Consider the following 20,769-nt stretch of genomic DNA (forward strand, 5'->3'; position numbering starts at 1 on the left):
CGGCACAGGCAGGGAGTCTCCGTACCCCGGACCGCATTCCGCATTCCGCATCCCGCATTCCGCATTACCATTCCGCCTGCCACTCGAGTTGCAGCCCATGCAGGCTGCTGTAGGAAATGGTAGCGCCGCGGCTGGTATCGCCGGCGTCGAGCAGGAACATGGCCAGCTCTACCGGCAGTACCTCGCCGCTGGACAGGGCGATAAACTGGGGGATCGGCTGCTCGTCTTCGGCGGACTCGGCGGCGAACTCCGTCGCCTCCGCGGACGGCAGTTCGGCCTGTTCGAGTACCTCCAGGCGCATATTGTCCGGCAGTTGGTGGGCGACAAAACGCGCCGCAACCGACTTGGCCACCGCCTCATCCAGCGACTGCCATTCCAGCTCGGTCGGGTTGAAGCGCACTACGCTGTAACCGTCCGGCTCCAGCACCACGCCGTAGTGGGCCTTGTCGATCAGCGCCCGGTCGGCGACCAGCTGCAATAGCGCGGCGAGGCGCTGCACCTCTCCGCTCCAGGCACGGGCGCCGGAGTTACCCAGGGAAAGCACCGCCATGCCCGCCAGGGTGGCGATGATGACGATCACCACCAGCACCTCGATCAGGGTAAAGCCGCGGTTGCGGTTGGCCGTGGCGCACATCATGGGTGAGCGGCCTGCTACTCAGAGTTCGGCGACGAAGATATCGGCCGCCTCTCCCTCGCCGCCCGGCTTGCCGTCGGCGCCGAGGCTGAAGAGATCGTAAGGGCCGCTGCTGCCGGGGCTGAGGTACTGGTATTCGTTGCCCCAGGGATCCTTGGGCGCCTTTTTCAGGTAGGGCTCGGCCCAGTTCTTGGCCTCCGGGAAGCCGGATGGCTTGGCCACCAGTGCCTGCAGGCCCTGGTCGGAGCTCGGGTAGACGAAGTTGTCCATGCGGTACATATCCAGCGCCGTCTCGATAGCGCGCAGATCGACGACCGCCGCTTTCATGCGCGCCTCGCCGGTGCGCCCCAAGACATTCGGCACCACCAACGCACCGAGTACGCCGAGAATCACGATCACCACCATGATCTCGATCAGCGTGAAGCCGCCGCTCTTTTTCAGGTTCTTCATTTTTCCCACCTCTCCGGGATCAGTTCGCTTCGGTGCACAGGGCGCACCCTAGACTACTAGCTGGTTCATGCTCATGATCGGCATCATGATGGCCATCACGATAAACAAAACGATACCCGCCATCAGCAACAGCATGGCCGGTTCGAACAGGCTGACGAAGGCGGTTACCGCCCCCTGCAGATCCTGCTCCTGGGACTCGGCGGCGCGGCCGAGCATCTCGTCCAGTGTGCCAGAGGACTCGCCGCTGGCGATCATATAGATCATCATCGGGGGAAAATATTCCACATCTTCCAATGCCTTGCGCAGGCTTCCCCCCTCTCGCACCGACTTCTGCGCGACCTGCAATCTCTCCTTGAGGAAATCGTTGCTCATCACGCCGCTGGCAATCCCCATGGCCTGCACCAGCGGCACACTGCTGCCGGTCAGGATGGCCAGTGTACCCACATAGCGGGCGCTCTGGCTGCCCCGCACCAGCCAGCCGATCATCGGCATTTCCAGCAGCCGGTGGTGGAAACGGTAGCGGATCGCCGGCCGGCGCAACAGGTAGATGGTCGCCGCAATCAGCATCGCCAGCGCCGGCGGTACCAGCCAGCCCCAGGCGGAGATAAAGTCGGACACCGCCATCAGGATGCGCGTCGGCAGCGGCAGCACCTGCCCGGTACCGGTAAACACCTCTATGACGTCCGGCACCACGTAAACCATCAGGCCGGTTACCACCAGGATGCAGACAAACACCAGCACCGCCGGGTAGATCAGCGCCAGCTGCACCTTCTGGCGGAATTTCTGCTGGTTCTCGGTGTAGTCGCCGAGGCGCTCCAGCACCGCGTCCAGGTGCCCCGAGTGCTCGCCGGCCTCCACTGTGGCGCGGTAGAGCTTGGGAAAGGCACGTGGGAAGCTGCCGAGGGCCTGGGCGAAGCTGTGGCCCTCCAGCACCTTGCCGCGCACCGCCAGCACTATGCGGCGAATCTTGTGGTTGCGGGTCTGGCTGGCGATGGCGCCGAGTGTTTCCTCGAGGGGAATACCGGCGCGCAGCAGCGTCGCAATCTGCCGGGTCAGCAGTGCGAGGTGCTTGACACTGAGGCCGGGGCTGCCGGCAAACAGGCTCGCGCTCCCCTCCCCGGCGGATTCTGTGGCCGCTGACACCTCGAGCGGCACCATGCCCTTGGCGCGCAGCTGCTGGCGCGCGGCGCGGGCGCTGTCGGCCTCCAGGGTGCCGCGACTCTTGCGGCCGGAATCGGTGAGGGCAGTGTATTCAAACGCGGCCACGGTCAGGACTCCTGCGTGACGCGCAGTACTTCTTCCAGTGAAGTGATACCGGCCAGCACCTTGGCCACGCCATCATCGCGAATACTGGGCGCCACTTTGCGCGCCTCGGCCACCAGCTTGCTCTCCGAAGCGCGGTCGTGAATCAGTTGGCGCATGGTCTCATTCACCGGTACCAGCTCGTAGATACCGACCCGGCCCACATAACCGCTGTGGTTGCAGTGCTCACAGCCGTCGGGGCGGTAGATGACTGTCTCCCCCTCGGCGCCGAGCATCCGGCACTCGGTGGCATCGGCTGCGTGGGGCTGTTTGCACTCGGGGCAGAGCACGCGCACCAGGCGCTGGGCCAGCACGCCGATCAGGCTCGACGACAGCAGAAAGGGCTCGATGCCCATATCCACCAGTCGTGTCACGGCACCCAGGGCGGTGTTGGTGTGCAGGGTGGAGAGCACCAGGTGGCCGGTCAAGCTGGCCTGGATGGCTATCTGCATCGTCTCCAGGTCGCGGATCTCACCCACCATCACCACGTCCGGGTCCTGGCGCAGTATCGCGCGCAGGCCGCGGGCAAAGGTCATGTCCGCCTTGGTGTTGACCTGGGTCTGGCCGACGCCCTCCAGGTTGTACTCCACCGGGTCCTCGACGGTGAGGATATTCTTCTCGCGGTTGTTGATACTGCCGAGACCGGCGTAGAGGGTGGTGGTCTTACCGGAGCCGGTCGGTCCGGTGACCAGCAGAATGCCGTGGGGGCGCGACAGCAGTTCGGTCATCACCTTCAGGTCGCTGTCCGGCATGCCGAGCTTGGTCAGGTCCATCTTGCCCGCCTGCTTGTCCAGCAGGCGCATCACCACCCGCTCCCCGGCGGAGGACGGCATGGTGGACACGCGCACGTCCACTTCGCGCCCGGCCATCAGCAGGGAGATGCGGCCATCCTGGGGCACGCGTTTCTCGGCGATATCCAGCTTGGCCATAACCTTGATACGCGAGACCAGTAACGGCGCCAGGGCACGGCGTGGCTGCAGCACTTCGCGCAGCACACCGTCGACGCGGAAACGCACCACCAGGCGCTTTTCGAAAGTCTCGATATGGATATCCGAGGCGCCCTGCTTCAGGGACTCGGCGAAAATGGCGTTGATCAGCTTGACGATGGGGGCGTCGTCTTCCTGCTCCAGCAGATCCTCGGTCTCCGGCAATGCGTCGACAATGGCCGCCAGGTCCAGCTCTTCGCCCAGGCCCTCAACTTCCGACAGATTGCCCCCCTCGCGATTTTCGTACAGGCGCTGCAGGGAGGCCTGGAAGATCTCCTCCTCCACCGCCTCGATATCCACCGCAGAGCCGCTGAGGCGCTGCACCTCGGCCAGTACCGTCGGATTCAGCGGCGCCACATACTGACAGCGCGGCTGGCCGTCCATGTCGACCAGCAACACCCGGTGGCGCTTGGCAAAGGCGTATGGCAGGCGCCGGATCATCGGGGACTTCTCTACCGCTTCAGCCGTCATTTCTCGTTCACTTCCGCCTCGAGCACCTGGACCGGCGAGCCCTCTTCACCCTCGTCATAGCTGCCGGTGGGCGGCAGCAGGTCCGGTAATACGTCGCCACGGTGCCAGTCCCAAATCAGGCTGGTTCTGTCTTTCAGGTAAATCTGCTTGGACTGCAGGTCCAGGTAGCGCTTGCGGGTCTCCTCGTAGCCGGCGACCTGGGTACTGAGGATTTTCGGGCGCAGGAAGACCATCAGGTTGGTCTTGTCGACAGCTTTGCTGGAGTTGCGGAATAGGCGCCCGATACCCGGAATGTCCCCGAGCAGTGGCACCTTGGAAACCGACTCCACCACCTTGTCCTCGATCAGGCCGCCGAGCACCAGTATGGCGCCGTCGTCGATCAACACCTTGGTGCGGATCTCGCGCTTGCTGGTCACGATATCCGCCGCGCCCTCGGTAAAGGGCAGCACGTTCTCCACCTTCTGTTCAATTTCCAGGGTGACCGAATTGTTGTTGTTCACTCGCGGGGTCACCTTGAGCTCGGTGCCCACATCCTCGCGCTGGATGGTGGTAAACGGATCGTTATTGCTGCCGGACAGCAGCTGTTCACCGGTGATGAAGGGCACATTCTGGCCCACCAGTATCTCCGCCTCCTCGTTGTCCAGTGCGATGACCGTGGGCGTGGAGAGGATATTGGCGTTGCTCTCGGAAGCGACCGCGTTGATGGCCGCGCGGATATCGGTACCGCTCAGGTAGCCCAGGTGCAGGGCACCGGCGCCGGTCAGGCTGGTCAGCGGCAGCGAGAAGGGGTTCAGGGTATCGGTCACCAGGTTGCCGTCTTCATCGATGCGACTGGTGGCGGCCCGGTTGTCCCAGCCGACCACTACATCTTCGTTGGCGCCGGCGATCCAGCTGATACCCAGATCGTTGCCGGTACCCTCGGTAACCTCGACGATAATCGCCTCGATCAGTACCTGGGCGCGGCGCACGTCCAGTTTGGCGATCACTTCCTTCATGGTCTGCAGCAGCGACGGCGGCGCCGTCAGCACCAGGGAGTTGAGGGCCTCATTGACCTGGATACTGACCTCGACATTGGCCACCTGCTGGTCCTTCTCGGTCTTCTGGATGCTGCCACTCATGCCCTCGAGAATCGGCTTCAGGTCGGCGGCATTGGCGTACTGCACATAGATCACCGCGGTGTTGCCCTCGCCGGAGAGCGGCTGGTCCAGGCGGCGGATCACATTTTTCAGCTGTTGGCGGGTCACCGGATCGCCGGTCAGCAGCACGCTGTTGGAGCGCTCGTCCACGGCGATACGCAGTGGCTGCACCTCGCTCCCGGGGGTGCCGCCCTTACCGCCGGACTGGAGCAACTCACTCAGTACCTGCTTCACCTCCTTGGCAGAGGCGAACTGCAGCGGCACCAGCTCGATCTCAATGGCGCCGGCCCGGTCCAGTTGCTTTACCAGGCGCACTATCTGATCGATGTTCGCCGCACGATCGGCGATGATCAGCGTATTGGTATCCGCGTAGGCGGCCAGGTGGCCGGTCTGGGGGATCAGTGGGCGCAGCATCGCGATCAGCTGCGCGGCGGAAATATTCTCCACCCGCACGGTGCGCACCACCAGGGACTCCGCCGGCGCGCGGGTCTGCTCGTCGGCCACCGGAATCGCCTGCTGCTTGGCCAGGGCGTCGGGCACCACCTTCCAGGTGCCGCCCTGCTCCACCAGGCTGAAGCCGTTGACCTGCAGCACTGACATAAAGACGTCGAAGGCCTCATCGTGGGTCATGGGGTCACCGGCAACCACCGTGACCTTCCCCTTCACATTCGGGTGCACAATGATGTTCTTGCCGGTGAAATCGGCCGCCCAGTTGATCAGGTCGCGGATATCGGCGTTATCGAGAGACAGAGTGACCCTTTCCGGGGCCTGAGCCAGTACTGCAGTCGAAATCAACAATCCCAGTCCGGCAGCGAGCAGCCACCGATAAAACATCCTCATCATTATTTGTCTGGCTCTTTTAATTTTGTGACAGTTAAGAAATGGTCTTGGCAATAGTTAATAGTTATCGTGATCAGTTGCGGCGCTCGGCGCGACGCTCGCGGGCGAGGTTGCGCAATTCCTCCAGGCGCTCGCGAATCGACTGCTGCTTCTCCGAGCGGGATGCACTGCTGGCAGCGCTGATCTCCGCCGCCTGGCGGGCGTAATTGGTGTACTTGCGCAGTGGAACGCTGGGGCGCCCATCTTCGTCCGGATAGGTCAGTTTTTCCATCTTTCCGTTCCGGCGTAGAACTATATGATCCACAGCGACCGAGTAGAGTTCCGCTCCCCCGGGCAGGGTATCTCCGACATAGAGGCGCTGCGCCGGCTTGCCCTTCTCCGCCACCAGGGCGCTGGCCTTGTCCTTGGCACTGTTGTCGAGCACACCGGACAACACCAGATTCAGCTGGGTAATCGGGATATTGGCGAGATCCACCTCGGGTTCTTTTTCCGTCTTGACCGGCGCCTTGCCGAAGAAAGGGGTGTTGGGCAGGGAGGCAGCCCGCTGGGGTCGGACGCCAGCCCCACTGCGATCAGCCAGCAGCGACTCTTCCCCATCAGAGGGAATCAGCAGTGCTCCGTAGGCCAGCAGGTTAATAAACAACCAGCCAGCAATCACGCCAATGGATGCCAGGGCGCTGCGCGGCAAGGGCTTGCGCGACTCGCGCGGTGCAAATCTGGCACCGATGGATCCAACGGCTCGCTTTACTGCGGACATGTACAAACCTGTATATCAGTTCAACGATTGACTGAATTTATCAATTATTGACGCCTATTCTCTTTCCTCACCTCGGGAAAGGCAATCTTCCCCTTGTGATGAATTGTACCGCACAATATTTGGCCACTCCGGCTGACTCAGGCAAAAAGCCGCCGATCCATAAAAGAAAGGGCGGCTCAACGCCGCCCTTTCCAATATTGATCAGTATATTAATCAATAATTACAACTTTGTTTCAAGCTCTGGCACCGCATCGAAAAGGTCCGCCACCAGGCCGTAGTCGGCCACCGAAAAGATCGGCGCCTCTTCATCCTTGTTGATTGCCACAATCACCTTGGAATCCTTCATTCCCGCCAGGTGCTGGATGGCACCGGAGATACCCACGGCAATATAGAGGTCCGGCGCGACAATCTTGCCGGTCTGGCCCACCTGCATGTCGTTGGGCACGAAGCCGGCGTCCACCGCGGCGCGGGAGGCGCCCACAGCGGCACCCAGTTTGTCCGCCAGCTTGTACAGCAGCTCGAAGTTGTCACCGTTCTGCATACCGCGACCACCGGAGATCACCACCTTGGCAGCGGTCAGTTCCGGGCGGTCGGACTTGGCCAGCTCTTCGCCGACAAAAGAGGAAACACCGGCATCGTCGGCGATATCCACAGCATCCACCGCAGCGCTGCCGCCTTCCGCAGCCACGGCGTCAAAGGCGGTGGTACGCACGGTGACAACCTTGATGGTATCGGAGCTCTGCACCGTCGCGATCACGTTGCCGGCATAGATGGGGCGCTTGAAGGTATCGGCGCCTTCGACAGCAATGATGTCGGAGATCGGCTGCACGTCCAGCAACGCAGCGGCGCGCGGCAGCATGTTCTTGCCGGTGGTGGTGGCCGGTGCCAGGATATGGCTGTAGTCCTTGCCCAGGTCCGCGACCAGCTTGGCCACATTCTCCGCCAGCTGATGCTCGTAAGCGGCGTTGTCCGCCACCAACACCTTGGCCACGCCGTCGATCTTGGCGGCGGCTTCGCCCGCCGCTCCACAAGCGGCGCCGGCTACCAGTACATGGATATCACCACCGATGGCCTTGGCCGCAGCGACGGTATTGAGCGTGGCGCCCTTGATTTCGGCGTTGTCGTGTTCCGCAATAACCAGAATGCTCATCAGATTACCTTCGCCTCGTTCTTCAGTTTCTCTACCAGTTCCGCTACATCAGCAACCTTCACGCCCGCCTGGCGCTCGGCCGGCGGCTCGACTTTCAGGGTCTTGGTGCGCGGGGCAATGTCTACACCCAGCTCATCGGGGCTGGTGGTGTCCAGCGGCTTCTTCTTCGCCTTCATGATGTTCGGCAGCGAGGCGTAGCGCGGCTCGTTCAGGCGCAGGTCGGTGGTCACGATAGCCGGCAGTTTCAGCTCTACGGTCTGCAGGCCGCCGTCGATCTCGCGGGTCACTTTGACGGACTCGCCTTCCACGACCACTTCAGAGGCGAAGGTGCCCTGCCCCATACCGGTCAGCGCGCCCAGCATCTGGCCGGTCTGGTTGTTGTCGCCGTCGATGGACTGCTTGCCCATGATGACCATCTGCGGCTCTTCCTTGTCCACGATCGCCTTCAGGCACTTGGCCACCGCCAAGGGCTGCAGCTCGGCATCGGTCTCGACCAGGATGCCGCGGTCGGCGCCCAGCGCCAGCGCGGTGCGGATCTGTTCCTGGCACTGCTTGGGTCCCATGGAAACGGCGACTATCTCGCTGACAACGCCTTTCTCCTTCAAGCGTACCGCCTCTTCCACGGCAATTTCGCAGAAGGGGTTGATAGACATTTTTACGTTTGCGGTATCTACGTCAGTGCCATCCGCCTTGGGGCGAACCTTGACGTTGAAGTCCACAACGCGTTTCACAGCTACAAGAACTTTCATGGAAATCCCGTCTTAAATAAGCTTTTTGGGAGCCGCGACTGACTGTTCACAATCGCGAATGAATACGGTCTTCTGGTCAAACAAGTGTTTGAACGGCGTGTATGTTGGCCCTTCTATAGCGCAAAATCAATAGCCAAATGGACGAGCCGACTGCCATTCAGCAGATCTATTTCCAGCTATAAAAATCACCCATTCGGGGCTTCTAAGCCATTGAAATACAGCGTATTTGCCACGGCAAATGAATAGTCCTGCAATTGGTAGGGCTGAATAAAGGTCTATATAATCCGCTGCCAATGCTAAACGCCAAGACTGAGACAGAATAAACGATAGTCGATGCGAAGGTCCTGCTGCCGGGGCCATTCGCGGGACCCTATGAGGCATGGATGCCGATTAGAGCCTACATGGATGGCCGGTTTTTGCTCCTGCAAAACCGGCATTTCCGCCATCCGTGGCGGTCATATTCACAGCGTGTCCCGCGAATGGCCCCCGGCAGCAGGACCGCCCGGATACCCGAACAGAGCATGTCGGGACTCACAGAAGCAGAATAACCAGATCAACCAGCTGAGGAGAGCGCCGTGGAACGCGAATCAATGGAATACGACGTAGTGATCGTGGGTGCCGGCCCCGCCGGCCTGGCAGCGGCCTGCCGTATTCGCCAGCTCAATGAAGATATCTCCGTGTGTGTGGTGGAGAAAGGGTCCGAAGTTGGCGCCCATATCCTCTCCGGTGCGGTATTCGAGCCCACCGCCCTGAACGAACTCTTCCCGGACTGGAAGGACCGCGGCGCGCCCCTCAACACCCAGGTCAAAGGCGACGACATCTATGTGATGGGCAGCGCCGAGAAGGCCATCAAGGTGCCCAACCTCTTTGTGCCCAGCACCATGCACAACGAAGGCAACTACATCGTCAGTATGGGCAACCTGTGCCGCTGGCTGGCCGAACAGGCCGAGAACCTGGGGGTCGAGATATTCCCCGGCTTCGCCGCCGCCGAAGTGCTCTACAACGAAGACGGCTCCGTCAGAGGTATCGCCACCGGCGACATGGGCGTGGGCATGAACGGCGAACACAAAGACTCCTATATGCCCGGCATGGAGCTGCACGCCAAATACACCCTCTTCGCCGAGGGCTGCCGCGGCCACCTGGGCAAACAGCTGATCGAGCGCTTCAAGCTCGACGAGGGCACTGATCCCCAGCACTACGGCATCGGCATCAAGGAAATCTGGAAGGTCAGCGACGACAAACACCAGCAGGGCCTGGTAGTACACACGGCCGGCTGGCCCCTGGACGAGAGCGGTTCCCACGGCGGCGGCTTCCTCTACCACCTGGAAGACAACCAAGTGGTGGTCGGCCTGATCACCGACCTGGCCTATAGCAACCCCCACCTCAGCCCGTTTGACGAGTTCCAGCGCTACAAGCACCACCCGGTGATCAAGCAGTACCTGGAGGGCGGCCAGCGCGTCGCCTACGGCGCCCGCGCCATCGTCAAGGGCGGCCTGCAATCCCTGCCGAAGATGACTTTCCCCGGCGGCCTGCTGATCGGCGACAACGCCGGCACCCTCAACTTCGCCAAGATCAAGGGCAACCACACCGCGATGAAGTCCGGCATGCTGGCCGCCGAGAGCATCGCCGAGGCCCTGAAGGCCGAGCGCGCCAACGACGAGCTGACCGAGTACAGCGCCAAGTACCGCGACAGCTGGGCCTGGAAGGAACTGCACAAACAGCGCAACTTCGGCCCGGCCCAGCACAAGTGGGGCAATATCCTCGGCTCCGCCTACGCCTTTATCGACATCAACATCTTCCAGGGCAAGCTGCCCTGGACACTGCGCGATACCAAGGCCGACCACGCCCAGCTGAAGCCGGCGGCGGACTGCAAGAAGATCGACTATCCGAAGCCGGATGGTGTGCTCAGCTTCGACAAGCTGTCCTCGGTGTTCATCTCCAACACCAACCACGAGGAAGACCAGCCCTGTCACCTGACCCTGAAGGACGACGAAATTCCGCTGAACCACAACCTGCCCATTTACGACGAACCGGCACAGCGCTACTGCCCGGCGGCGGTTTACGAGGTAGTGGAGGAAGCGGGCAAACTGCGCTTCCAGATCAACGCGCAGAACTGCGTCCACTGCAAGACCTGCGATATCAAGGACCCGACCCAGAATATCGTCTGGGTGGCGCCGGAAGGTGGCGGCGGACCCAACTACCCGAATATGTAACTGCACTTCAAGGCGCCCACCGGGCGCCTTTTTTGTCTGATAGCTTTTTGCTGTGCCGGCTTTTGGTTGGTGTCGTCATACCGGCGCAGGCCGGTATCCAGTTCGGGGGCACCTGGATTCCGGCCTGTGCCGGAATGACGAGAGTTATCTGGACAAGCCCTATTCCACTTGGCCAGTTTTTTACCTCATCGCCAGGAACAGAGCTTTGGCCGCCAGCGAGTTCCCAGACTAAGCTTCCTCCGGTCAACACAACGAAGGACCGGCCATGAAATCCGCCCTACTCTGTATCGACCTGCAATATCTGGACGCCGCCCGCGGCTGTGGCGTCTTCGCGGACTCCGGATACAGCGCCTTCGGCAAGGAGGGCCAGGAATACTATTTTGCACGCCTGGAAAAACAGGTGCTGCCCAATGTGCAAAAGCTGCAGGCGCTGTTTCGCGACAAGGGGCTGGAAGTCATCCATATCCGGGTCATGTCCCAGACCGATGATGGTCGCGACCGCAGCTACTGGCACAGAAAGCTCGACCTTCACTGCCCGCCGGGCTCCAGGGAGTCGGAGTTTATCGAATCTGTCGCCCCCAAAAGCGGCGATCTGGTCATCAACAAAACCGCCTCAGGACCATTTGGCAACAGCAATATCCACTCCCTGCTCTCTCGCCTCGGCATTGCGCAACTCTATTGCTGTGGCGTCTTTACCGATGTAGCCGTGGAATCCACCATCCGCGCGGCGGCCGATTTCGGTTACTGCCCCATGTTGATCGAGGATGCCACCGCTTCGGCCAGCGATATGGTACAGGCAGAGTGCGTCAACCGGCTGGGGGGGCGTTACTGTGAAGTGGTGCGCACGGCGGAACTGCTGGAGGATCTGGAGCAGCATATTCGCTCGGTGAGAAAGGAAACGGGATACTGGTAATTTTCTGGCTGCCAATAAAAAGCCGGATACTGTGGCCAGTACCCGGCTTCAGTCTTTCCCTGTTGTTTAGAACTTATTGATCCTGCAGTTCTGGTTAGAATTTGTACTGTGCACTCAGAGCAAAGGACTGCCCCGGCTTCTCTTCGAAAATGGTTACGCTACTGCGCTCGATCTCGACGCCTTCGTCCAGCAGGTTCTGCATCTTCGCCTTGACAGTAATCTCCTCAGTGGGGTACCAGGAGTAAGTCAGGTCCAGAGAGTGGAACGGCTGCTCGAAGGCATCCGGGGCTCCGTTACGGCCAGCCAGATACAGGCGCTCACCAAACACGTTGTAGCCGAGGGTTGCAGAGTGATCGCCGTCAGGACTATCGAAGCCCAGCAACATATTCACTACGTACTCGGAAGCACCGGTCATTTCGCGCACCGGATTGGTCGGCGCATCTGCCTCCACGCCAGCAACCAGTTCAGAATCCTGCAGTGTTACGTTGCCCTGTACGAAGAAGCTCTCCATAAGGCCACCCATGAAACCGAGGCTTTTCATGCCCTCAATCTCGACACCCGTAATCTCACCAGATTCGGCGTTGATGATTTCGCGTAGCTGGTTGGTGTCGCTCGTGGCCGCCTGGAAGAACTCAATTGGATCGGTAATGTCCTTGTAGAAGGCCGAGACAGTCAGGCTGTCCCCGCTGTCGAAGAACCACTCGCCGCGCACATCAAAGTTATTGAGCTCGGACGGACGCACATTGGCATTACCCTTGACCTGCTCGTCGGTGATCGGGTCAATGTAAATGGCATCGGTAATCTCACGCAGATCCGGACGCACAGCGGTCTTGGAGGCACCAAAACGCAGCTGGAAGGTCTCAGCCCACAGAGAACCCATATAGGTCAGGGACAATGACGGGTAAATATCATCCTGGGCATAGACAGCTTCGGCAAGATCTTCCGGATCCGTCGGCACCTGCGGATCGGCCGGCGTGTAACCGTAGGGGTTCCATTCCAGTGCGACCTGGTTGTAATCCTCCCAGCGCGCGCCAGCAGAAAGGCGCCAGGTCTCATTCCAGGTCCAGTCAAATTTGCCGTAAACCGCATCTGTCAGTGTTGCAGCGATGTAGCTCTGCTTGTTGCTGCCGGCCCTGTCGAACGCAAAGTCATTGTCGACATTGGTGATGTTGTCATCATCGAACACCTGGTCCAGGGGTCCGTTGAGAATCGAATCATCTGCTACATCGAAAATATCCAGGCGCAACTGAGTCTGCTGATAGGTGCGGCCCTTTTCTGTACGAGCAAAGCCACCACTCAGCTCCAAAGAGGAAGTGGAGAGCTCCAGCGGCAAAGTGGCTGACCAGCCGTAGTTGCGCACTTCATCTTCCAGATCGGTATAGCGGAAGTCTGCACTGCGGGAACCGGTACTCACGGACGAACTGATAGTTTCACCGGTAGCAGGATCAGTAATGTTGTCCGCATACACATTGACTTCATTCGGAATATCGGTGGTAGCCGTAGCATCCGTGTAGAACCAGTCAAAGCGCAGATCTTCCGGTACCCAGTCGAGCATATTGCCGGGAACCAGGGCCTTGGTCTGCGGCCCCAGGGCATGACTGCCCCTGAGCTGATTGACCTTCATCTCACGCTCTTCATATTTCAATGCGTACTGGCGAAAACCCCGGCCGTCGGAGATCTGGCGGTTTTCGTTGAAGAAATCGCTGATGGCAGTCTCATCATCGGTATTGCGCAGGAACAGGTTTGTAGACTCCACCTCGTGCTCATCGGCGAAGCGCAGACCCAGGTTCAGGTTACCACTGATATCCACCGCATAGGTGGACTCGTTGCGAGTGTCAGTGCGCTCATCGGGAAACGCATGGCTACGCTTTACACGCTCCGTTTCCCGCCACTGACTTTTGTAGGAACCACCGGCGAGGAAGCCGAGCTCCCACTGATCACCAAAGTAGAAACGGTTGCCGACACTGCCTTTGAAGTTGTAGTCGGGATCATAGGATTCCTTCTCGACGGAAATATCCCTATTCAGGTTCAGCGCCAACTCACGGTTCAGTGCCTGGGCCGCATTCTGGAGCTCCTGCTCAGATGCAAACTGATTGCCTTCGGCTATCAGTGTCTTGCGAATACCTGCCACACTCAGGTCGCCCTTGAAACGCTGCATCGCAGACTTGATATCACCGGATAGAGCCCGGGTACCGTCGTCGGTGCCCCAGGCATCGTCGTCACCGCCCTTATAACTCAGTACGTCGCCGCCGGTTTCGCTGTTGAATCCACCTCCCATCTCGATGGAATAGGTCAGGTCTTCGGGAATGCCCTTGGTGCGGATATCCACGTTGCCGCCGCCAAAGCTAGCGGCCTGGTCAGCAGAATAGCTCTTCTGTACCGCCAGGGATTCCACCACCGAGGTGGGGAAAAGATCCAGCGGTATCACATTACGGGTAAGGTCCGGAGACGGCACTGTTGCGCCATTCAGCGTAGTGCTCGAATAGCGCTCACCCAGGCCGCGAACATAGACGAACTTGTCGTTGATCAGAGACAGACCGGAAACCCGACGCAGGGCCGCCGCTACGGTGGAGTCACCGACACGCCCGATCATCTCTGATCCGAGAATATCGGTGACCACTTCCTCTTCCAGGCGCTCACTGACCAGCATTTCAGCTGAGCTCTGCAGGCGCCCCTGCACCATCACCTCTTCAACCTGTTGGGCTTTTGGTGGCTCGATACTATCCTTTTCCACCTGCGCCCAAACCTGAGGCGCTATTGTTGAGGCCGCGGCAATAGCCAGTACCAGCGGCGCTCTCTGAAATTTTTCTTTCTTAACCATTACCCAGGCCTCTCATGTTCCTGTTTATCACTGCGGTAGAAGCAAAGAGGGCGCCGTCTCCCATTGCGAAGCGGCGCCCTTGCATCGGGGATTAACCCGCTTGCGACTTACTCAAACCACAGCGGCTGAGCGCGGCTGCCTTCGTGCAGGCCGTAGGTCCAGCCCTGGGTCCAGTCGCTGCCGTTTACGCTGAGGGCACCCAGGTAGGCGCGCTCAACCGGAGAAACGGTTACGCCAGCCTGTGCACCGGACGCTTCGGTGTAGAAGGCCGGGGTGCCTCCCAGCAATACGAAGCCGGTATCGGCGCCTGCGGTCGGATCGAGCTTGCCGGTAACCTCGATAAATTCATTGCCAGTAGCAGTCGCCCAATCGGCAGGAGTATCGTCGTTCGGCAGATCACCTTTAACTTTATCCTGACAGGCGAATACGTTGGAGGTGATACCTACTTCAGCACCAGTTTCCGCTTCCGCCAGAGTCTCATCGCTCTCGACACGCAGGCAGTAGTTGCTGCCTTCAGCGCCGTTTTCGTCAGCACTGAAAGAGGCGACGACCATTGAGTTGCTGATCATCGGGTAGATACCTTCGCGGAAACGCCAGCCGGCACCCGGATCGTGAGTACCTTTTGCCTGGGCAGAGACAATACAGGTCAGGCCGTCAATTACCGGGCGGCTGTTGATGCCCTGGTCGATAATCTCAGCGCGGCGATCGGTTTTGGTGCCATCGGCCATATCGTCGTAGCTACCGATACCATCGGACTCGATGCAGTGGTTACCATCGGTCTCGCTCTGGATTACCAGGGCATTGGTAATGGTGCCGCGATAACCTTCATCGATGTCGATGGAGTCGTCGCGCACATACAGGGCAACATAGTTGTCCACGTTGACGGCGCCACCGAAGAATTCGATACCGTCATCGTAAGTGGAGTAAGCCTGCAGATTATTGACGACAGTGCCGTTACCAACCGCGTCAAAGGCAACGCCGTTCAGTTCGTCGCCAGCAGCAACCTGGGCACCGGTGTGCTTGACGCGCACGTAGGTCATTTCACCGGAGCTGTCGGCATTGTTGTCGCCACCGTAGTAGGAGGCCTCATCGTCGGTGGAACCTTCCGCAGCCACGTGACATTCGCCCGTCAGAGCCAATGTGCCATCATCCAGATTGCCTTCGTAGGCACACTTGTTGGTAACACCAAAGCCGTTGATCACCATGCCGCCCCACTGGGATACGTCTTCGGCACCAACAGTACCGAGCACATCGGTTTCGGAAGTAAAGGTAATCGGAGCAGATTCGGTACCGCGGGCAAACAGCTGGGAGCCGCGATTGACAACCATAAAGGCGGAGCTGTCCTTGAACGCGATGGTGGCGCCGGCCTGGACTTCCAGCTTGACACCGTCACCGCCTTTGGCGATACCGGCCTCTGCGAGTTCCGCATTGCTGCCGAAGCTTTCGCCGACAAACAGGCTGCCGTCAAAGATGTGCGCACCACCGCTCGGCAGAGCCGGCAGGTACAGATCTTCGGTCAGCGGATTCGAGGAGGACACGAAGTCGGTACCGTAGCGGCAGTTGGCGCCTTCGGGAGTACCCTGAACTTCAGTGCTTTCGATCACGGCGCAATTGTTGGTGGTGTCACCACCACCCGGAGTGGTCGTAGAGTTGTCAGTAGAATTGTCGTTAGTAGTCGGCTCAATGTTGATACCGCCGCTGTCGCAACCAGCCAGCAGTGCGGCGATTGCGGCTGCCAGCAGCAGCTTGTTGTTTACTCGCTTCATAGTTCCCCCTAACGGAAGTTTTGCCAAATAGGTGTAATTGCGGGCAGCCAGAAATCTGTTTTTATGCTTCAGCTGTGCGTCCTGAACTTAAAAACGGATTCCCAGGTGACCCTGAAACCGTGACTTTTCTTGTTCGCCTTGGCGATTCGGACGCGAGGGAGTGTAGGAAGGGAATATTTCGAAATTGTTACTTTAGTGGTGGTTTTCCAAAAATTTTGAAATATGTTTTCGCGCAGGCAGATTAATTACACTTTTATTGCAAACAGGTTGCGATGAGCGGTGGAACGGCGAACAAAGTGTGCAGGAAAAATACAAACAGACAGGAAGATCAAAAAACATACGAGAGGGGTATATGGCTGGATCAGTACTCGCCGAGCAGGAACTCCTCACCGTCACTGTGAAGCCAGAGCTGGCCGCAGTTGTCCCCCGCCCTCTCCTCGGCCCAGTCCACTAACTGATAGAAGGCCTCGCGAGAAATCCGCGCCCGCAGGCCGTCGCGGACCTCTATATAGGGAACAGGCTGGGGCGGATCGCCAAAGGGTTCCAGATGCCAGCCCCGCCCCCTGTCCAGCGGCACTATGTCGCCGGTATTGGTGGTAAAAAGCAGGCGCTCGTGCTCACCTTCACCGCCTCTGGCTACCTGGGTGGCAATAAAGGGTACATCCTCCACGCGGATGCGGAGCTTCTCCACCGGGGTGACCAAAAAATACTCATCCCCTTCGTGCTTGAGGATACTGGCGAACAGCTTCACCAGCGGCAGGCGCCGTATTTCTGTGCCTTCATGGATCCAGCGGCCATCACGGCGAATGACCAGGTCCATATCACCGCAGAAATCCGGATTCCACTTGTGAACTGGCGGATGGCCGCGGAACTCCTGCTGCAGACGCTGCAGTTCCTTGAACAGTGCTTCAGCCACAGGAGGGGCTCCCAGCCATCTCGGAGAGCCTCAGCTGAAAGAGGAAGTACCGGCCGACTCACCGCCGGGACGGCCCTCATCCTGCTGCGGACGGCGCCCGGAGATGTCGCCGATATGCACGCCCACATCCATGATGAACTCCATCAATCCCTCGCGGTCCTCGATCACGTCGGAAAACGACTTGGAGTGATAGAGCTCCACCGCCCCCTGCACCAGGGCCCAGTAGGTGGAGTAATAGAAGTAGGCCGGCACCTTCTTCAACACCCCCTGTTCCATACGTCGCTCGAATACCCGGTTCAGGGCCGAGGCGTTGGAATTGCGGATGGCATGTAGCTCGGCAATCATCTCCGGTGCCAGGTTGAGGGCGATGATCTTCTCCTCTAGGCGCTGGAACAGCCGATCCTTGGACGGGTCGGCCATGCGCGACTCGAAGTAGGCCCGTGCCGGCGCGGTGATATCGCCCTGCTCGGCCGCGGCCAGCGCCGTCTTGAGGCGATCGGTCAGGGACTTCTCGTAATCCATCAGCAGGCGCATGTAAATCTCTGTTTTAGAGATGAAATGCTTGTAGATGGTGCCCTTGCCGATATCCACGCGCTCGGCAATCTGCTCCACGGTGACCTTTTCTTCACCGTGCTCGAGCAGCAGTTCCAGCGCCGCATCCAGGATGCGCTGCTCGCGGGCGCGAAAGCGCTGAACCTTCTCTTTTGCCTTGTCCATGCTACTGACCTTACCTGTGCGTAAAATTGGAGACTGAAATTGACTATCCATTCATGAATGATAGGCAATTCATGCAGCTTGGGAAAGCTTATAGGGAAAGTTGTTCCAATTCGCGCCAAGCAACCTCCCGTTCCACTCCCCGCCATCTTGCGCAAACGCCGCCTAATCCATCCCCAATGTGACACTCAGATCACAAATATATTGCACGCAATAATTTATTATTGCGCTCAATATAAATTATTTAAATCACGGAGGTGCCTATAGACCGAAAAAATCGATTAGTAAATAAGCAACATCAACCAACTCAACAATAAATAAGAAGAGAACGGCAATGATAGCTAACAATAATTCGGTGCTGGGCACCGCAGCCGCTGTCCTATTGAGCCTGGTATCCCAGGTATCCACCGCCGAGGCGCCCCTTCCGGCGCACCCGGCAGCCACAATAACCCCCGCGGAAATCAATGCCCCGGTGGAACCCAAATACGAGCCTCCACGACAGTTGCGCGCCCTGAGTACTGTGACCCAGGCCGCCTGCGACATGAACGGCTATGCGCAGAACAGCGGCCAGGCGTTGGTGGACCATATCCTCCAGTCCGACATCAACTGCATCAATAACCTCTACGACGGGAATGCCACCAGCTTCGCCGCCTTTACCCGACAGCGGATGATCGACGTTGCCGATGCCACCACCGATCTGGCGGCGGACTACCGGGCTGCCGATGGCGACACCAGTATCAACAAGCTATTTTATTTCCTACGCACTGGCTATTTCATCGAGTATTACTATCCGGACGACACCGAAGCATTCGATGACAATGTCCAAACCGCGGTAACCGCAGCCCTGGACAGCCTTGTCGGTAACAGCGACTTCTACAGCGCCTCATCCAGCCACGGTGACGCCATCCGCGACGCCATCATCCTGATGGACAGCGCCAACGAGCAGGCCCGCTATATCCCGGTAATCAAGGAGTGGCTGATCCACTGGGACCAGCAGGCGGCCCAATATTCCTCCATGCGCTCTTCCGTCAACGGCATATTCAGCATCCTTTACCGCGGGCACTACAATCCCACATTCGTAGCCAGCGCCGGCAGCGACAACCAGCTGATGCAGCTGCTCGGTGGTTTCGCCCGCTCCGACTGGATGCTGGAAGGCAGTGCACAGTTCATGCAGGAAAACGCGGCCCGCGAGCTGTCGCGCTTCGTGCAATATACGGATGCACCCGCCTACTCCACGATAGTGGCAGAAGTGGACGCCGTACTCCAGCACTACAGCATGACGGGCACCGGCAGCAGCGTGTGGCTGCTGACCGCCGGCAATGTGGATTACTTCGGCCAGTGTGCGCAGTTCGAGATCTGCGGCTTCGCCGAAGAACTGGAACAGCAGGTGCTGGCCCACAATCACACCTGCAGCGCCAGCCTGAAAATCCGCGCCCAGGACATGACTGGCCCGCAGATGGTCGATTCCTGCGGCAAGCTATCTGACCAGGAAAGCTACTTCCACCAACTGCTGGCGACCGGCTACAACCCGGTGGCGGACGACTTGAATGAGGACCTCGAAGTTATCGTCTTCGACGACTGGTATGAGTACGACAACTATGCGCCGCTCTTTTTCGGAATCAACACCGACAACGGCGGCATGTATCTCGAGGGCAATCCGGCCAACCCGGAAAATCAGGCGCGCTTTATCGCTCACGAGGCAGACTGGCTGCGCCCGGACTTCGAGGTGTGGAACCTGACCCACGAGTATGTCCACTACCTGGACGGCCGCTTCAACCTCCATGGTGACTTTGGCGATGCGCGCACCGGCACCCACAAGACCGTCTGGTGGATCGAAGGCCTGGCGGAGTACGTATCCAAGAAGGATTACAATGACGACGCCATTGCCCTGGCCCGCACCGGCCAGTTCGAACTGAGCGAAATCTTCGCCAATGACTACGGTAGTGGTAGCGACAGGGTCTACAAGTGGGGCTACCTGGCGGTCCGCTTTATGTTCGAACGCCACCGCGACGACGTCACCCAGATGCTGACCCACTTCCGCGCCGGTAACTATGATGGCTACCTCAGCTATCTGAACAGTATCGGCAGCGGCTACGACAGTGAGTGGCAGAACTGGTTGACCCAGGTGCAGAGCACCGAGGACACCGGCTCCGACAACGAGATAGATAACAACGAGACCATCTCCAACCTCGCCGTACCCACAGAGGGCGACGACCTGCATTTCTATATGGATGTGCCCGAGGGAGCAAACCGGCTGAGTGTTGCCATAGATGGCGGCAGTGGTGATGCGGATCTCTACCTCCGCCACGGCACCGAGGCCACCGACAGCGATTACGCCTGCCGGCCCTATATCGGTGGCAATACCGAAGTGTGCGACATAGACAATCCCGAAGCGGGCCTCTGGTATATCCGCCTCAAGGCCTATGCGCCCTTCTCCGGGGTCAACCTGTTGGCCAGTTACACCACCGTGGTGGATGCCTGTACCAGTGGCACGCCACTGGAATACGGCGCGCTGGAACTGGACAGGGCCTCCTGTGTCGCCGGCAGCAACCAAATCCGCTACTTCTATGTCTTCGTACCCGAAGGCACCGACAGCCTGGATTTCGCGCTGAGCGGTGGCGACGGCAACGGGGACCTGTACGTCAACGACGAGACCTGGGCCACTGCGTCCGACTACGACCAGGTTTCCAGCGGCCCCGGCAACAGTGAAAGCCTGAGTGTGTCTTCGCCGGACAGCGGTTGGTACTACGTGTCGGTGATCGGCGACTTCTCCGATACAACGATTGAGGTCACTGCCAACTGACCGTGCGATCGCGGCCATGGCCGCTCATACAGAGCACATTCGTCATTCCGGCGCAAGCCGGAATCCAGGTGCCCCCGACCTGGATACCGGCCTGCGCCGGTATGACGATGGATTTGGAATGAAATACTTGGAGGAGCGGCGGGACAGC

At 59.4% G+C, this 20,769-nt stretch carries 15 protein-coding genes; 3 read left to right on the plus strand and 12 right to left on the minus strand.

Annotated elements, in window-relative coordinates; all coding sequences use genetic code 11:
• Positions 1–64: 64 nt before the first annotated feature.
• The 8 genes from gspH to IG627_RS11965 all read right to left on the minus strand — a co-directional run bounded on the left by gspH (position 65) and on the right by IG627_RS11965 (position 8,475).
• Complete coding sequence (gene gspH / locus IG627_RS11930) at positions 65–637, minus strand: type II secretion system minor pseudopilin GspH (protein ID WP_226865008.1); 573 nt, start codon at positions 635–637, stop codon at positions 65–67.
• 18 nt (positions 638–655) lie between these two features.
• Entirely contained in the window at positions 656–1,084 is a 429-nt protein-coding gene (gene gspG, locus IG627_RS11935; protein ID WP_193192594.1) for a type II secretion system major pseudopilin GspG, read from the minus strand.
• Positions 1,085–1,132: 48 nt separating this feature from the next.
• Complete coding sequence (gene gspF / locus IG627_RS11940) at positions 1,133–2,350, minus strand: type II secretion system inner membrane protein GspF (RefSeq protein WP_193192595.1); 1,218 nt, start codon at positions 2,348–2,350, stop codon at positions 1,133–1,135.
• A 2-nt stretch (positions 2,351–2,352) separates the two neighbouring features.
• Positions 2,353–3,843: a type II secretion system ATPase GspE gene (gene gspE / locus IG627_RS11945; protein ID WP_193192596.1), complete on the minus strand. Its 1,491-nt coding sequence runs from the start codon at positions 3,841–3,843 to the stop codon at positions 2,353–2,355.
• The gene (gene gspD, locus IG627_RS11950; protein WP_193192597.1) at positions 3,840–5,822 is read right to left on the minus strand and encodes a type II secretion system secretin GspD; all 1,983 of its coding nucleotides are present in this window, start codon (positions 5,820–5,822) and stop codon (positions 3,840–3,842) included. Before gspD ends, gspE begins: the two co-directional genes overlap by 4 nt.
• Positions 5,823–5,892: 70 nt before the next feature.
• A complete protein-coding gene (locus IG627_RS11955) occupies positions 5,893–6,576 on the minus strand; it encodes a type II secretion system protein N (protein ID WP_193192598.1) in 684 nt (227 codons plus the stop codon).
• Positions 6,577–6,796: 220 nt separating this feature from the next.
• Complete coding sequence (locus IG627_RS11960; protein ID WP_193192599.1) at positions 6,797–7,726, minus strand: electron transfer flavoprotein subunit alpha/FixB family protein; 930 nt, start codon at positions 7,724–7,726, stop codon at positions 6,797–6,799.
• Entirely contained in the window at positions 7,726–8,475 is a 750-nt protein-coding gene (locus tag IG627_RS11965; RefSeq protein WP_193192600.1) for an electron transfer flavoprotein subunit beta/FixA family protein, read from the minus strand. The genes IG627_RS11960 and IG627_RS11965 overlap by 1 nt, the downstream gene beginning before the upstream one ends.
• A gap of 575 nt (positions 8,476–9,050) precedes the next feature.
• Between IG627_RS11965 and IG627_RS11970 the strand changes: the two genes are divergently transcribed.
• Both IG627_RS11970 and IG627_RS11975 read left to right on the plus strand, forming a co-directional pair.
• Complete coding sequence (locus tag IG627_RS11970) at positions 9,051–10,688, plus strand: electron transfer flavoprotein-ubiquinone oxidoreductase (RefSeq protein ID WP_193192601.1); 1,638 nt, start codon at positions 9,051–9,053, stop codon at positions 10,686–10,688.
• 265 nt (positions 10,689–10,953) lie between these two features.
• Positions 10,954–11,601, plus strand: coding sequence for a cysteine hydrolase family protein (locus IG627_RS11975; RefSeq protein ID WP_193192602.1), 648 nt, complete (start codon positions 10,954–10,956; stop codon positions 11,599–11,601).
• Between the two features lie 94 nt (positions 11,602–11,695).
• On the opposite strand, the gene IG627_RS11980 is transcribed toward IG627_RS11975, so the two are convergent.
• From IG627_RS11980 to IG627_RS11995, 4 genes are all read right to left on the minus strand, one after another.
• Positions 11,696–14,422 (minus strand): TonB-dependent receptor domain-containing protein, encoded by a 2,727-nt coding sequence (locus IG627_RS11980; RefSeq protein ID WP_193192603.1) that lies wholly within the window; start codon positions 14,420–14,422, stop codon positions 11,696–11,698.
• Between the two features lie 107 nt (positions 14,423–14,529).
• Positions 14,530–16,188, minus strand: coding sequence for a serine/threonine protein kinase (locus IG627_RS11985; RefSeq protein ID WP_193192604.1), 1,659 nt, complete (start codon positions 16,186–16,188; stop codon positions 14,530–14,532).
• Positions 16,189–16,549: 361 nt separating this feature from the next.
• Positions 16,550–17,104, minus strand: coding sequence for a DUF1285 domain-containing protein (locus IG627_RS11990; protein WP_319024561.1), 555 nt, complete (start codon positions 17,102–17,104; stop codon positions 16,550–16,552).
• 30 nt (positions 17,105–17,134) lie between these two features.
• Positions 17,135–17,821, minus strand: coding sequence for a TetR/AcrR family transcriptional regulator (locus IG627_RS11995; RefSeq protein ID WP_193192605.1), 687 nt, complete (start codon positions 17,819–17,821; stop codon positions 17,135–17,137).
• A gap of 331 nt (positions 17,822–18,152) precedes the next feature.
• Between IG627_RS11995 and IG627_RS12000 the strand changes: the two genes are divergently transcribed.
• Positions 18,153–20,621 (plus strand): M9 family metallopeptidase, encoded by a 2,469-nt coding sequence (locus tag IG627_RS12000; protein ID WP_193192606.1) that lies wholly within the window; start codon positions 18,153–18,155, stop codon positions 20,619–20,621.
• Positions 20,622–20,769: the final 148 nt, after the last annotated feature.

The organism is Microbulbifer taiwanensis, from assembly GCF_014904815.1.
Taxonomy (GTDB): domain Bacteria; phylum Pseudomonadota; class Gammaproteobacteria; order Pseudomonadales; family Cellvibrionaceae; genus Microbulbifer; species Microbulbifer taiwanensis.

Coding starts and splice junctions, on each gene's coding strand:
- gspD (WP_193192597.1), bottom strand. CDS start 5,822: ATGATGAGGATGTTTTATCGGTGGCTGCTCGCTGCCGGACTGGGATTG.
- IG627_RS11985 (WP_193192604.1), bottom strand. CDS start 16,188: ATGAAGCGAGTAAACAACAAGCTGCTGCTGGCAGCCGCAATCGCCGCA.
- IG627_RS12000 (WP_193192606.1), top strand. CDS start 18,153: ATGATAGCTAACAATAATTCGGTGCTGGGCACCGCAGCCGCTGTCCTA.
- IG627_RS11975 (WP_193192602.1), top strand. CDS start 10,954: ATGAAATCCGCCCTACTCTGTATCGACCTGCAATATCTGGACGCCGCC.
- IG627_RS11960 (WP_193192599.1), bottom strand. CDS start 7,726: ATGAGCATTCTGGTTATTGCGGAACACGACAACGCCGAAATCAAGGGC.
- gspH (WP_226865008.1), bottom strand. CDS start 637: ATGATGTGCGCCACGGCCAACCGCAACCGCGGCTTTACCCTGATCGAG.
- gspG (WP_193192594.1), bottom strand. CDS start 1,084: ATGAAGAACCTGAAAAAGAGCGGCGGCTTCACGCTGATCGAGATCATG.
- gspE (WP_193192596.1), bottom strand. CDS start 3,843: ATGACGGCTGAAGCGGTAGAGAAGTCCCCGATGATCCGGCGCCTGCCA.
- IG627_RS11965 (WP_193192600.1), bottom strand. CDS start 8,475: ATGAAAGTTCTTGTAGCTGTGAAACGCGTTGTGGACTTCAACGTCAAG.
- IG627_RS11980 (WP_193192603.1), bottom strand. CDS start 14,422: ATGGTTAAGAAAGAAAAATTTCAGAGAGCGCCGCTGGTACTGGCTATT.
- IG627_RS11955 (WP_193192598.1), bottom strand. CDS start 6,576: ATGTCCGCAGTAAAGCGAGCCGTTGGATCCATCGGTGCCAGATTTGCA.
- IG627_RS11995 (WP_193192605.1), bottom strand. CDS start 17,821: ATGGACAAGGCAAAAGAGAAGGTTCAGCGCTTTCGCGCCCGCGAGCAG.